Here is a 13,904-nt window from a genome sequence, read left to right on the forward strand (position 1 = left end):
TTCACCGTATATTATGAAAAACGGGATGCTTGCAATGATTCTTGCTGGGGGTAAAGGTACCCGCCTAGGCAAACTGACACAGAAAAATGCGAAACCAGCAGTTCCTTTTGGAGGACGTTACCGTATTATTGATTTTACGTTAAGTAATTGTGCCAATGCCGGTATTAAAAATGTTGGGGTCGTTACACAATATCAGCCATTAGGGTTAAACAAACATATTGGGAATGGGGCCAGTTGGGGTTTGGATGGTATTAATTCCAGTGTCACCATTTTACAGCCGTTTTCCAGTTCAGAGGGAGGGAAATGGTTTGATGGTACAGCTCATGCCATTTACCAAAATATGTCCTATATCGATGAAATGGATCCGGAATATATCTTAGTGTTGTCAGGTGATCATATTTATAAGATGGACTATGAAGAGATGTTAGAAACGCATAAAAAGAATCATGCCTCATTAACGGTAGCCGTGCTTGAGGTTCCCATTAAGGAAGCTTCGCGCTTCGGGATTATGAATACAGATGAAAATGACCGCATTATAGAGTTTCAGGAAAAACCGCAAGAACCCAAGAATAATCTCGCCTCCATGGGGATCTATATCTTTGACTGGCAACAACTACGTAGTGTATTGCTGAACAGTTATTCGAAGGACGATCAAATGCTTGATTTTGGTAAACATGTGATTCCTGCCTACTTAGAGAGTGGTGAGAATGTGTTTGTCTATCGCTTTGATGGATATTGGAAGGATGTTGGAACGATTGATTCGTTGTGGGAAGCGAATATGGAATTTATTGATCCTGCGATGAATTTGGATATTCGAGATAAAAACTGGCGCGTATATTCTAAAAATACGATATCACCGCCTCATTTTTTAACGGATACAGCATCTGTGAAGGAATCATTGATTGTTGATGGCTGTTATGTGGCAGGGCGAATTGAACGGAGTATCTTATCCAACGATGTTCAAGTAAAAGAAGGTTCCACGATTAGGGAAAGCTTCATTATGCCAGGGGCGTCTATTGGCAAGAATGTGACGATCAATCGGGCAATTATTGGTGAATATGCCGTAGTAGGGGATAATACAGTGATTGATGGCAGTGAAGAAATTGGTGTAGTTGGCGATTCTGAAGTGATTGGAGTGACGATCGATGAGGACTAACAAAATGTGTGCTGTGTTAGGGAATATTCAACGTTACAACGCCTTATTACCATTAACGAATGAACGACCGCTTGCTACTCTACCAGTAGCTTGTAAATATAGAATGCTTGATTTTCCTTTATCCAGTATTGTGAACGCCAATGTGAATACGGTATTTATGATCTTTAATGAAGGAGAGACGCAATCCGTTTTTGATCATATTGGTGGGGGAAAGGAATGGAATTTAGATGGTATCCATAATCGTTTCTTTATCCATCTCTATCAGGATTTCTTGAAATTAAAGGCACAAAACTTAGAATATTATAATGAATTAATTGGTTATTTAGAGAAATCAAAATCCGAGTATACGGTGTATATGAGCAGTAAGATGCTGTGTAGTATTGACCTGCGCGCCGTCCTTAACATCCATCAAGCTAATCAGAATGAAATGACGGTAGTCTATAAGAAAGTGCAGCCTGATAACGTCTGTGCCACCGATGCCGTGCTGACGATTGAAGAGAACGGAAAGATATCCGAAGTATTCTCTGCCAAGGAAAAAGGGGACACTGAGGATCAAATGAATCTATGTATGGATATTTATATTGTGCAAACAGATTGGTTAATCAATGAGCTGAAAGCCGGTCAACGAGAGGGAGCTACCGTGGACTTACAGGACTTTTTACGTAAGAAGATCCATACCGTCAAAAGCTCTACTTATGAATACACCGGTTATTTGAGTAATATATTTGATATTCCGTCGTATTACAAGGCTTCCATGGATATGTTGAATTCCAAACGATTTAACTCCCTTATGTATTCAAGCCAAAAGATTTATACCAAATTAAAGAATGAAGTTCCAACTTATTATTCGGAAACATCAGAGGTGAATAACAGCCAATTTGCGACAGGAAGCATTGTCGAAGGAAAGGTGGAAGACTCGGTCGTATCCAGAGGTGCTATTATTGAGAAGGATACAGAAGTACTCCACTCCATCATCATGCCAAGTGCCGAAATTCGTTCGGGTGCCTCCATTCAATTTGCGATATTAGATAAGAACGTCGTAGTAGACGCAGGTGTTAAGATTGCCGGGACAAAAGAAGAACCCGTGGTCATACCAAAGGGTACACATGTGACTAACCATATCTTGGAGGGACAAACGCAATGAAAGTACTGTTTGCAAGTACTGAATGTGCTCCGTTTTTTAAGACGGGTGGACTTGGTGATGTAATTGGAGCTCTACCGAAAGAATTAGCGAAAAAAAATACGGAAGTAGCTGTGGTGCTTCCGTATTTTTCGCAAATGCCATCAGCCTATCAAGAGGCATGCAAGGATTTATTTTCTTTTACAGTAAATGTTGGCTGGCGAAAACAATACGCTGGTGTGAAGCACCTAAAAATCAAAGATGTCGATTATTATTTTGTGGATAGTCTCTACTATTTTGCTCGCGACGGTTTGTATGGTTATTACGATGACGGGGAACGCTTCGCCTTTTTCCAGATGGCCGCTATTGAGCTGATGGAACATATCGAATTTATACCAGATATTTTGCATGTAAATGATTATCATACGGCGATGATACCGTTTCTGCTAAAAGAAAAGTATCGCTGGATTAATGCCTATCAATCGATTCGTACTGTTCTGACAATTCATAATATGGAATTTCAAGGAAGATTTAGTCCTAGTATTCTCTCTGATTTGTTCGGTATGGGTATGGAGCGATATTATGACGGTGCCGTACGTTTTGACGATGATGTGAATTTCTTGAAGGCAGGTATACAGTATGCGGACCGAGTGAATACCGTTAGTCCCTCTTATGCGGAAGAAATCCAAACCGCCGAGTTTGGTCACGGATTGGAAGGGATTTTACGGATGGAGCAGCATAAGCTAAGCGGTATTGTTAATGGAATTGATTATGAGATTAATGATCCGGAAAACGATGAGGCCTTATATACCAACTATTCACGCAAGGACACAGACGGTAAACAAAAGAACAAACTGGAATTACAGCGTGCGCTGGGTTTACCGGTTCGGGAAGATGTGCCAGTGATCACTGTTGTCAGCCGCTTAACTCATCAGAAAGGCTTCCGATTAGTGCTACAGGAATTAGAAAACCTATTGCAATTCGATGTGCAATTTGTCTTGCTAGGGACGGGCGATCCTGGTATGGAAGCCGCATTTAAAAGCTTTGGTGAACGGTTTCCTGAAAAATGCTCGGTCCATATCGACTTTGATGTCAGCTTTGCGCAACAGTTATATGCAGGTGCGGATATGTTTTTGATGCCATCTGCTTTCGAACCTTGTGGGTTGTCCCAAATGATTTCGATGCGCTATGGCACCTTGCCAGTTGTTCATGAAGTGGGGGGATTAAAAGATACGGTAAAGCCTTATAATCCGATTGAAAAAAGTGGGACAGGCTTTGGTTTTTCCTCCTTCAAATCTTTTTACTTGATGGAGACTCTTAAGATGGCGATCCAGCTGTACCAGAATGACTCTGAAACTTGGCGAAACCTGATGAGTCAAGCCATGGCAGAAGATTTTAGTTGGGAAAGTTCCAGTGATCGGTACCTTTCTCTGTATCATGAAATAGTATAGTATCATCTGCATGATCGAGTGTTCTGGCGTAACGAAATAGTTATAACAGGAGGGAGATAGTTGTCCTCCCTTCTGCCATATTTAGCCCCCACTATTGTCTGGTGCTAACGTCCGTAATATCCTCGTTACGTCTTACCTTATTCGGAAAATGGCGATCTACTTCGGCTTAGCAACAAAGAATGCAAGGCCTTACATTCAAAAAAGGAGCTAACAGATCATATGGGAATGACAAAAAAAGAATTTAAGCAGGAATTTCAACAGCGTCTTAGGGAGAACTATGCGATGGAGGTGGGAGAAGCAAAGGCGCCAGAACTTTTTAATACATTGGGCGCCGTTCTAAAAGCTAAATATTCCAATGATTGGCGGGACACCTGGAAGAATTATCTTGTGAAAAAGCAAAAACAGGTCTATTATTTTTCTATTGAGTTTTTGCCAGGAAAAATGTTAAAAAGTAATCTATTGAATATGGGCATGCTAAATATGGTACGAGATGCACTAGCAGAAATGGATATTAATCTAGAGGAGCTAGCCGATGTGGAACGAGATATGGCCTTGGGGAATGGTGGATTAGGTCGTTTAGCATCTTGTTTTATGGATTCGATTGCCTCAGGTGGCTTTCCTGGTAATGGGAATGGCATCCGTTATGATTATGGTTTATTTAAACAGCGTTTCGTGGATGGTTATCAGGTAGAATTGCCAGATGAATGGCTTCGTAGCGGTAACATATGGGAATTGAGAAGGGATAGTAAGGCTGTGAATGTGCGTGTTGGCGGCAATGTGTACATGAAAGAAGTAAAAAAAGGCAGGCTCGAACCGGTTTATGAACATGCCCGTGTCTTACGAGCAGTGCCATATGATACGGGGATGGTCGGTTATGACAATGGTGTTGTCAATACGATGCGTCTCTGGTCTGTGGAGATTCCCGCATCAGAAGAAGATAAATATCAAAGCATTCAAAGGAGACGGGAGTTGGAGGATTTAACCGCAGTCCTCTATCCGGATGATTCCAATGAGAGCGGCAGGATCACGCGCTTAACCCAAGAATATTTCTTTGTATCTGCAGGTATTCAAAGTATTATTCGTTATTACAAACAATTAAATGTCCCCATGACTCGTTTAAGTGAATATATTGCGATTCATATTAATGATACCCATCCAGCGCTATGTATCCCGGAAATGATGCGTGTTCTAATGGATGAAAAGAGGCTCACTTGGGAACAGGCATGGGATACGACCGTTAAGGTGATGAGTTATACGAACCATACGATTATGGCAGAGGCATTGGAAAAATGGTCCATCGACTTAATGCAGCGAACGGTGCCAAGAATGTATCAGATTATTGAAGAAATTGATCGCCGTTATGTGCAAAAAATGTCGGATATTCATGAGTCAGACTTAGTCGACAGGACCCGTATCATCAAAGACGGACAGGTTCATATGGCGCATATGGCGATTATCGGAAGCTACAGCACTAACGGGGTAGCGAAATTGCATTCCGATTTATTAAAATCCGTTGTGCTCCATGATTTTTATGTAATATATCCAGACCGTTTCAATAATAAAACGAATGGTATTACCCATCGTCGCTGGTCGCAGCTAGCCAATGAACCTTTGTCGAATGTCTTAGATGAAACCATTGGTAAAACATGGCGAAAAAATCCATCCGACTTAAAGTTGCTGATGAATTATCAGAACAATGAGGCGGTATTAGAGAAACTAGCTCAAGCAAAACAAACGAATAAACAGGTACTAGCTGATTATATTCATGACAAGACGGGTGTTGAAGTGTCAGCGAATGCTATTTTTGATGTGCAGATCAAGCGTCTCCATGCTTATAAGCGTCAATTAATGAACCTGATGCATATTATCAAACTGTATCTGGATTTGAAGGATAATCCAAGCCATCCGATGCAGCCTCGTGTGTTTATTTTTGGAGCTAAGGCGGCACCAAGTTATGCCTATGCCAAGACGATCATTAAATGTATCAATGAAACAGCCAATTTAATTAATAATGACCCGGATATCAAGGATCGCTTGAAAATCATTTTCTTAGAAAACTATAATGTGTCCCTGGCCGAGAAGATTATTCCAGCTTCTGATGTCAGTGAACAAATCTCGCTAGCGTCCAAAGAGGCGTCAGGAACCAGTAATATGAAGCTGATGTTAAATGGGGCAGTCACCGTTGCTACGTTGGATGGGGCAAATGTCGAAATCCGAAATGCTGTTGGAGACGAGAATATTTATATCTTTGGACTTACAGAGAAAGAAGTATACCAATATTATGAAAACAAACAGTACTCTTCGATCCGTCTCTATGAGGAAAATGCGGTGATTCAAAGGGTGTTAAATACCTTTATTGATGGAACCATTCCTAATATCATTTATGAAGGGCGAGAAATATTTGATTCCTTGATTAAATATAATGATGAATACTTCGTGTTAAGAGACTTTGAGTCCTATACAAAAGCCCAAGAACAAATTGATCAGGCCTATGCTGATCAAAAAAAATGGCAAAAAATCAGTCTGATTAATATTTCCAATGCTGGTCGTTTCTCTGCCGATGATACCGTGCGCCGTTATGCCGAGGATATTTGGAATATTGAAACCATCGCATCACACGCAAAGAAAAAGGAGTAAATCGTTATATGTCAGATATTTATTTTCATTCATGGTTAACTAAACATAAATATCCGTTTGGTGCCATTCAACAGGATCAATCATGCACGTTTCGTTTATGGGTTACATCGCCGGCTATCTCCCATGTGAAGATGATGATTCGAAAGGAAGATGGTCCCAACGGGGAAGAAGCTTATTTGTTGGAAAAAACAGATGGTGACTATCTTTCTTTTACCTATACCTTCGATCAAGGGAAAGGCTTGTATTTCTATTATTTTACTTTTGAAGAAAGGCAGCCAAACGGTACAGTTGTCATTAAGTATTATGCCCCGCTTAAGCAGGGCGGGCAGGGACAAGTGTATCAAGACAATGCAGGGATGCCTGCTTATCAGCTAACATGTTTTGAAAAGGCAGAAAGCCCCCCTGCTTGGTATAGAGAGTCTATCTTTTATCAAATATTTCCGGATCGTTTTTATAATGGCAATCCCAACGGTCAGCTGAATGCAGTAAAGCCTAATACCTTTCTTTATGCCACGACAAATGATGATCCAATGTATATCAAGGACGAGGCAGGGGATATTATCCGTTGGGACTTCTATGGCGGTAATTTGCAAGGTATCATTCAAAAGATTCCCTATCTCAAAGAATTGGGAGTAAATGCGCTTTACTTAAACCCAATTTTTGAAGCCGCCAGTAATCACCGTTACGACACAGGAGACTATGATAAGATAGATTCTATGCTTGGGGATGAAGAAATATTCACGCAATTGGTCGATCAATTACATCAAGCTGGAATAAGGGTGATTTTGGATGGTGTATTCAGCCATGTCGGCAGAAATAGCCGCTATTTCAATTATGATGGCTCCTATGGTAAAAACCAAGGGGCTTATCAAAATCAAGCAAGTCCCTATTATTCTTGGTTTAATTTCGATCATTACCCTGATGAATACAAGTCATGGTGGGGGATAAAGGATTTACCGGAAATGGACAAGACAAACGCTTCTTTCCAATCGTTTATTCACGGAAAAGAAAACAGTGTGTTAACGAAATGGAATCGTTTAGGCATTGACGGTTGGCGTATCGATGTAGCGGATGAACTTCCAGATACCTTTTTACAAGGGGTTAGAAACAATCTGAATCAATGGGATGATAAACTATTGATTGGTGAAGTTTGGGAAGATGCCTCGAACAAGATAGCTTATGATCAAAGAAGGCAGTACATATTAGGAGATCATTTGCACGGCGTGATGAATTACCCATTCCGTGATCAACTATTACGATTATTGAATTTACAAACGACTCCACAAGAGGTCTGTGAAACGTTGATGCAGCTGCAGGAAAATTATCCTGAGGATGTGTTTTATAATGGTTTCAATAATATTGGAACCCATGATACAGAACGTATTCTTACCTTACTTGGAGGGGATATGGCGAAGCTGAAACTAGCATTTGGTTTTCTGTTTATGTCTCCAGGTACCCCTTGTATTTATTACGGAGATGAAGCCGGTCTAACCGGAGGCAGTGATCCGGATAATAGAAAGTTTTTCCCGTGGGAGAATATAAATGAAACTATATTTCAAGCATGTCAGGCTTGGATCGATCAACGTAAGCAGAATCGCTGTTTAACACATGGAGAGTTTCTCACTTGTTACACTAAGTCATTGTTCGGGATATTACGCTATCTAGACGATCGGTATGTCTTATATGTGATAAATCCTCATCCAGAACAAATAGAATTACGAATACAGGAAGTGAAGACAGCGACTGGAGATTTTCCTTTTCGCAGTGTTCTGTTGGAGCCAGTTGTACTGCCCGCTCACAGTGGTTATTTTGTAACGTCAAAAAATATCGCTTGATCATGTCAACGGGTAGTAGTATATAAGTTGAACTTACAAATGTAACAAAAACAAGTGACAAGCAAGTCTTTGCTCGCATGATTTCCTGATCATACCTCGTTTGATCCATTTCGTGCTCTTGACCTATTCACACTGCGTAAATGGATCAAGAGCACATACCAAATCAATGAGAAATGATTTCATTCATCTTATATAGGCAAGTGTTCCGGGGAGTTGTTGACCAGAGCGCTTGCCTTCTATTGCGGAACAAGCAACAAAGGATCGATCATTCACCATCGATTAGTGATGGTATCCCAAAATACACAGGACCATTCACACAACAAAAAATTGTGAAAAATTCCCGTTAAGAGGCAATGTTTAACGGGTATATAGTACTATATGCGCTTTTGATATGGAGGTTTTTGGATGTTGGAAATCTATATTTGTGTTAAAATATAAATGTCGACAAGTTTATCTTGTGAAAAATGTGTGATGCACTGCTCATCATAGCTTAATCCCTTTAGGAGTTGTCAAAGAATGATGGATTTCTTAATTATATATGGTATTGCAGTGACGTGGTTTGTTGTTATTCTTGCGATGGAATGGCGCAAATTACGTAAAAAGGCCTATCAAGATTTTACCACTGGTCTGTTTAATAGATATGCCTTGCAACAATATAAAAAGAATATGAAAAATGGTATAACCCGTGGCTTGATTTACATCGACCTAGATAATTTTAAAGGGATTAATGACAGTTATGGTCATCATATTGGTGATATGATCTTACAGGAGGTTGGTAACCGTTTAAAAGAATTAACTAATGAGCAGCATTATTTTTTTCGAGTGGGCGGAGATGAATTTCTCTTGCTAACGGAAGGCTGTAGTGCTGCAACCGTGCGGGATTTGGCTAAGCAGGTGGTGGAGCTATTAAACGAGCCAATAGTGACAGAAGAGAAAAATGTGATAGTATCAGGCAGCGTGGGAATCAGTTTTACAGATATAAACTCCGCCCAACGTTTTGAAGGAATTATTGAACAGGCAGAGCAGGCGATGTATCAAGCCAAAGGTAACGGAAAAAATCAATTTGACTTCTTGGCTGAACAATTCGTTACCAGAGACCATGGTGAAGACAATCGATAAAATAAGAAAAACCGGGCAAACCCCGCCTGATCCTTTATTGCTATATAAGTTGAACTTACAAATGTAACAAAAACAAGTGACAAGCAAGTTTTTGCTCGCATGATTTCCTGATCATATCTCGTTTGATCCATTTCGTGCTCTTGACCTATTCACACTGCGTAAATGGATCAAGAGCACATACCAGATCAATGAGAAATGATTTCATTCATCTTATATCATCAAAAGAAAATGCTGACTACCGATAAGGAGGGGTTATATTAACTGTAACCTTTATGTTAACGGCAAAACATACCATAGCACAGCAAAGAAATGTGCTGCCGATCCTGCTAATACAAACACATGCCATAGTGCATGATGATAACGAAAGCCTCGCCATACATAGAAAACGGCACCAATGGTATAAAATAAGCCTCCTGCCACTAGAAGAATAATCCCATTGGACGCCAAGTTTGCGGTTAACGTGTTCCAGCTTAAGACGATAAGCCATCCCATCAAAATATACAAAATAGTGGAGAAAAAGAGGAACCGTTTGACAAAAAAGGCTTTAAATATCGTTCCTCCAATGGCCAGCCCCCAAATAACACCAAAGAGTGTCCATCCTTCCCATCCTTTAATCACAATAAATAGAAAAGGGGTATAGGTACCTGCAATGAAGAAATATATGGAAGAATGATCGAGTATCTCAAATACATTCTTAGCCCTTCCTTTTGGTAAACTGTGCAATAACGTGGAGGATGTATACAACAATACCATAGTGGCACCAAAAAGGGTAAAACTAACGATATGCCATACGGTACCATACAATGAGGCATATACAATCAAAACGATTAGCCCAGCTATACTTAGTATCACGCCTATCCCATGCGTGATCGAATTAGCGACTTCTTCCTTTAAAGAAAATTCATGCGTAGAGCCCATCTTGGTTAATTCCTTCCCGAAACAGAATAACTGTCACTATTTTAAAAACTTATATTTACATTATCGCGCTTTAAGCGGCGGATTGCAAATATTCGAAGTTTGATGAAACCGACAAGACATGGATTAAAAAGTAATAAAGGATTACTAAGAAAGATGTTCTCAACTTTACTACATGGAATAGATAGACTAGCTACTTAACATTATCCATCTTATCAGCAACTCGGTTCGTTCAAGGTCAAAATGGTTCCGCCTCCTATCATATCAAAAATGTTATGCTTTCTTTTCATATAACGAAATAAAGCGAATATATCACTTTGTTTTAAAGATGTACTAAGTTATAATATGAGATGAATAGATAGAAAGCGATATCATTTTGGGGGAGGTACATAATGAAACAGGCATTAATATTTCAAGGCGGCTGGGATGGACATGAGCCGGAAAAAGTCGCACATATCCTGGGCGGGATATTAAACGAAGAAGGATTTCAAGTAAAGATTACCGACACGTTACAAACATTGGCAGAAGACGACTTATCCCTTTATGATCTGATTATACCCAATTGGACTCAAGGGACCATTGCTCAAGAGCAGCTACAACCGTTACTAAAAGCAGTGGAAAATGGAACGGGGCTTGCCGGTTTACATGGTGGCATGGGTGATTCTTTTCGAATGGAAGTAGATTATCAATTCATGGTCGGCGGCCAATGGGTGGCACACCCGGGCAATGACGGGGTTGAATACCAAGTTTGTATCAAAGACCCTGGTCATCTTTTAACCAAAGGAATGGACGATTTCACGGTTGTCTCCGAGCAATATTATATGCATGTAGATCCTGTGGTTGATGTCCACGCTACGACAAAATTTCCTGTCATCGCAGGTCCTCATCAAACCAACGGAGAAGTGGAGATGCCAGTTGTCTGGACGAAAAAATGGGGAGATGGCAAGGTTTATTATTGTGGACTTGGCCATGTAGCCGAAGTGGTTCAAATGCCAGAGGTACGGCAACTTATGCGTAATGGTATGAAGTGGGCGTGCCGATAATTTTTAGTCCAATTAAGAAGGGAAATGACAGCTCTGCTACATCTCGCGTTATACTAAAAACCGAAGAACGACTTCCTTGTTTGCGGTAGTCGTTTCTTGAAAAGAAGGAGGGGAACCGTTCTGTCAAATCTTGCAACAGATTAAAAAAAGCTGGTTCGCTGGTTCTTGAGGAGGCTAGATGGGCAAGTGTCAATCTTCTTTTCAACCAACAGGACCATGCCAAAATAGATGTTGACAGCGGGAACAAATGAAAGTTGGTATTATAGGTTGTGGTAATATTAGCCGCATTTATTTAGAGAATGCACCAAGATTTGCTAATTATACGATCGAGGCAGTAGCCGATCTAGTGGTGGAAAGGGCCGAGGAAAGAGCAAAAGAATATGGTATACTTAAAGCATACAGTACGGATGCGTTATTAAATGACCCAGAAATAGAATTAGTCATTAACTTGACGATTCCTGCTGTTCACGCGGATATTGCTAAACGTGCCCTAAAGCAAGGAAAACATGTATATGGCGAAAAACCTTTGGCCGTTGCACTGGAAGATGGAGAAGAAATGCTTAAATTGGCACAAGAAAAGGGATTATATCTTGGTAATGCCCCAGATACATCCTTAGGAGCAGGTATTCAAACGGTTCGGAAGTTGATCGATGAAGGGGAAATTGGCGAGCCCTTATCTGCAAGCGCTTTTATGATGGGGCCGGGACATGAAAGCTGGCATCCAGATCCTGCTTTTTATTATAAACAGGGAGGCGGACCAATGTTTGATATGGGTCCCTATTACTTAACTACTCTTATCCATCTGTTAGGACCTGCCGCTAGAGTGACAGGCTCTGCCCAAATTTCCAGCACAGAGAGAACGATTACCAGCCAGCCTAAACGCGGGGAAAAAATAGAAGTTGAGGTTCCTACCCAAGTTAATAGTGTCATTGATTTTGAAAGAGGGACCGTTGTTTCCTTGATTATGAGCTTTGACGTTCAAGCACATCAGTTGCCACACATGGAAATATACGGAACAAAGGGGACGATTTCTGTTCCAGATCCTAATACCTTTGCCGGTCCTGTACGAATGAAGACACACGATCAACAAGAGTGGAAAGAAGTTCCTTTAGTTGCTGGATATGCTGATAACAGTCGCGGTTTAGGTGTGGCAGAGATGGTTGCGGCGATTAAGAAACAGAAAGTGTCTAGGGTGACAGGGGAAGTGGGATATCATGTGTTAGAGATCATGCACGGTGTACATCACGCCTCAACAGAGCAAAAGCACGTCATTCTTTCCAGCAGTTGTAAGCAGCCAGAGGCATTTGTGAACGAAAGTTTCTAAACTAAAAGAAGGGTTGGTGCTATTCATATGAGTAATAAGAAAAAGATTAGAATAGGGATGGTAGGTTATCAGTTTATGGGAAAGGCGCATAGTCATGCGTACCGTGATCTTCCTTTTTATTTTGATAATCCATTACAACCTGAATTAAAAGCGATTTCAGGAAGAAATGAGACAGCCGTGAAGGAAGCAATGGAGAACATGGGATGGGAATCGTATGAAACGGATTGGCGCAAACTTATTGCCCGGGACGATATTGATGTCATCGATATTGTGACGCCTAACCATACGCATGCCGAGATCGCCATTGCAGCCGCAGAAGCCGGCAAGCATATTATTACAGAGAAACCACTTGCCTTAACCGTCGAAGAAGCAGAGCGCATGGTGGATGCCGTCGAGCGTAACAAGGTGAAGCATATGGTATGTCATAATTATCGTTTTGTTCCGGCCGTCCAATATATCAAACAACTCATTACAGAAGGCAGGCTTGGCCATATCTATCATTACCGAGCCAACTACCTGCAAGATTTTATCATGGATCCTAATTTTCCGCTCGCTTGGCGATTGAAAAAAGAAATATCTGGTTCTGGTGCCTTAGGGGATATCGGTGCTCATAGTATTGATTTGGCACGATTCCTAGTAGGAGAATTTCAAGAAGTATCGGCAATGATGGAAACGTTCATTAAAGAACGCCCGATAGGCGGGGATACAGCAGGAGGCTTAAGCGCGGCAGCTAGTACAGAAGCACAAGAAATGGGTGAGGTGACTGTGGACGACGCTGTTGCTTTTCTTGCTCGTATGGAAAATGGAATATTTGGTGTTTTTGAAGCGACGCGGTTTGCTGGGGGAAATCGTAATAAAAATAAATTAGAAATAAATGGGGAAAAGGGCTCGGTTCGTTGGGACATGGAAAATATGAATAAGCTGGAGGTTTATTTGGCAGATGACGAAGCGGGTTTACAAGGCTTCCGTGTGATCAATTGTACCGAAGAAGTCCATCCATATGCCGGGGCTTATTGGCCAGCGGGTCATATCATTGGGTATGAGCATACTTTTATCAATCTGATGGATGCCTTCTTTAGAGGATTGGCAGCAGATCAACAAGCATATCCAGACTTTATCGATGGATTGCAAAACCAAAAGGTACTAGACGCAATTGAGCGTTCCGCAACAGAAAAACGTTGGATCTCATTATAGGTACAAGTAAGTCGATTATTTCGATAAGCTTGATGAATTTTGTCGGGCGCGCTCCGAAACAGGATGCCCTGTTTTGTAATGATTCATAGGTCAAAATAATTACGTGAATT

10 protein-coding genes are annotated in these 13,904 nt (G+C 40.9%); 9 read left to right on the forward strand and 1 reads right to left on the reverse strand.

Annotation, left to right across the window (positions count from 1 at the left end; translation table 11 throughout):
• Nucleotides 1-13 precede the first annotated feature (13 nt).
• From E0E32_RS08560 to E0E32_RS08585, 6 genes are all read left to right on the forward strand, one after another.
• On the forward strand, nucleotides 14-1,156 hold the full coding sequence (locus tag E0E32_RS08560) for a glucose-1-phosphate adenylyltransferase (RefSeq protein WP_066191640.1): 1,143 nt from the start codon (nucleotides 14-16) through the stop codon (nucleotides 1,154-1,156).
• Entirely contained in the window at nucleotides 1,146-2,300 is a 1,155-nt protein-coding gene (gene glgD / locus E0E32_RS08565) for a glucose-1-phosphate adenylyltransferase subunit GlgD (RefSeq protein ID WP_130859589.1), read from the forward strand. The genes E0E32_RS08560 and glgD overlap by 11 nt, the downstream gene beginning before the upstream one ends.
• On the forward strand, nucleotides 2,297-3,727 hold the full coding sequence (gene glgA / locus E0E32_RS08570; RefSeq protein ID WP_130859590.1) for a glycogen synthase GlgA: 1,431 nt from the start codon (nucleotides 2,297-2,299) through the stop codon (nucleotides 3,725-3,727). The genes glgD and glgA overlap by 4 nt, the downstream gene beginning before the upstream one ends.
• A gap of 219 nt (nucleotides 3,728-3,946) precedes the next feature.
• Nucleotides 3,947-6,364: a glycogen/starch/alpha-glucan phosphorylase gene (locus E0E32_RS08575; RefSeq protein ID WP_207302281.1), complete on the forward strand. Its 2,418-nt coding sequence runs from the start codon at nucleotides 3,947-3,949 to the stop codon at nucleotides 6,362-6,364.
• A gap of 8 nt (nucleotides 6,365-6,372) precedes the next feature.
• The gene (locus tag E0E32_RS08580) at nucleotides 6,373-8,199 is read left to right on the forward strand and encodes a glycoside hydrolase family 13 protein (RefSeq protein WP_130859591.1); all 1,827 of its coding nucleotides are present in this window, start codon (nucleotides 6,373-6,375) and stop codon (nucleotides 8,197-8,199) included.
• Between the two features lie 516 nt (nucleotides 8,200-8,715).
• On the forward strand, nucleotides 8,716-9,318 hold the full coding sequence (locus E0E32_RS08585) for a GGDEF domain-containing protein (protein WP_130859592.1): 603 nt from the start codon (nucleotides 8,716-8,718) through the stop codon (nucleotides 9,316-9,318).
• A 270-nt stretch (nucleotides 9,319-9,588) separates the two neighbouring features.
• Here E0E32_RS08585 and trhA read toward each other — a convergent pair whose 3' ends face one another.
• Nucleotides 9,589-10,236: a PAQR family membrane homeostasis protein TrhA gene (trhA, locus tag E0E32_RS08590; protein WP_066191657.1), complete on the reverse strand. Its 648-nt coding sequence runs from the start codon at nucleotides 10,234-10,236 to the stop codon at nucleotides 9,589-9,591.
• A 389-nt stretch (nucleotides 10,237-10,625) separates the two neighbouring features.
• Between trhA and E0E32_RS08595 the strand changes: the two genes are divergently transcribed.
• From E0E32_RS08595 to E0E32_RS08605, 3 genes are all read left to right on the forward strand, one after another.
• Nucleotides 10,626-11,276 (forward strand): ThuA domain-containing protein, encoded by a 651-nt coding sequence (locus E0E32_RS08595; RefSeq protein WP_066191659.1) that lies wholly within the window; start codon nucleotides 10,626-10,628, stop codon nucleotides 11,274-11,276.
• Nucleotides 11,277-11,523: 247 nt separating this feature from the next.
• Nucleotides 11,524-12,600: a Gfo/Idh/MocA family protein gene (locus tag E0E32_RS08600; protein ID WP_066191665.1), complete on the forward strand. Its 1,077-nt coding sequence runs from the start codon at nucleotides 11,524-11,526 to the stop codon at nucleotides 12,598-12,600.
• 27 nt (nucleotides 12,601-12,627) lie between these two features.
• Nucleotides 12,628-13,794: a Gfo/Idh/MocA family protein gene (locus E0E32_RS08605; RefSeq protein WP_066191669.1), complete on the forward strand. Its 1,167-nt coding sequence runs from the start codon at nucleotides 12,628-12,630 to the stop codon at nucleotides 13,792-13,794.
• Nucleotides 13,795-13,904: the final 110 nt, after the last annotated feature.

Source organism: Gracilibacillus phocaeensis (assembly GCF_900626275.1).
GTDB classification, from domain to species: domain Bacteria; phylum Bacillota; class Bacilli; order Bacillales; family Amphibacillaceae; genus Gracilibacillus; species Gracilibacillus timonensis.

Bases quoted from the DNA above. Each gene is read 5' to 3' on its own strand.
- trhA (WP_066191657.1), bottom strand. From the start codon at position 10,236: ATGGGCTCTACGCATGAATTTTCTTTAAAGGAAGAAGTCGCTAATTCG.
- glgA (WP_130859590.1), top strand. From the start codon at position 2,297: ATGAAAGTACTGTTTGCAAGTACTGAATGTGCTCCGTTTTTTAAGACG.
- E0E32_RS08595 (WP_066191659.1), top strand. From the start codon at position 10,626: ATGAAACAGGCATTAATATTTCAAGGCGGCTGGGATGGACATGAGCCG.
- E0E32_RS08585 (WP_130859592.1), top strand. From the start codon at position 8,716: ATGATGGATTTCTTAATTATATATGGTATTGCAGTGACGTGGTTTGTT.
- glgD (WP_130859589.1), top strand. From the start codon at position 1,146: ATGAGGACTAACAAAATGTGTGCTGTGTTAGGGAATATTCAACGTTAC.
- E0E32_RS08605 (WP_066191669.1), top strand. From the start codon at position 12,628: ATGAGTAATAAGAAAAAGATTAGAATAGGGATGGTAGGTTATCAGTTT.
- E0E32_RS08575 (WP_207302281.1), top strand. From the start codon at position 3,947: ATGGGAATGACAAAAAAAGAATTTAAGCAGGAATTTCAACAGCGTCTT.
- E0E32_RS08580 (WP_130859591.1), top strand. From the start codon at position 6,373: ATGTCAGATATTTATTTTCATTCATGGTTAACTAAACATAAATATCCG.
- E0E32_RS08560 (WP_066191640.1), top strand. From the start codon at position 14: ATGAAAAACGGGATGCTTGCAATGATTCTTGCTGGGGGTAAAGGTACC.
- E0E32_RS08600 (WP_066191665.1), top strand. From the start codon at position 11,524: ATGAAAGTTGGTATTATAGGTTGTGGTAATATTAGCCGCATTTATTTA.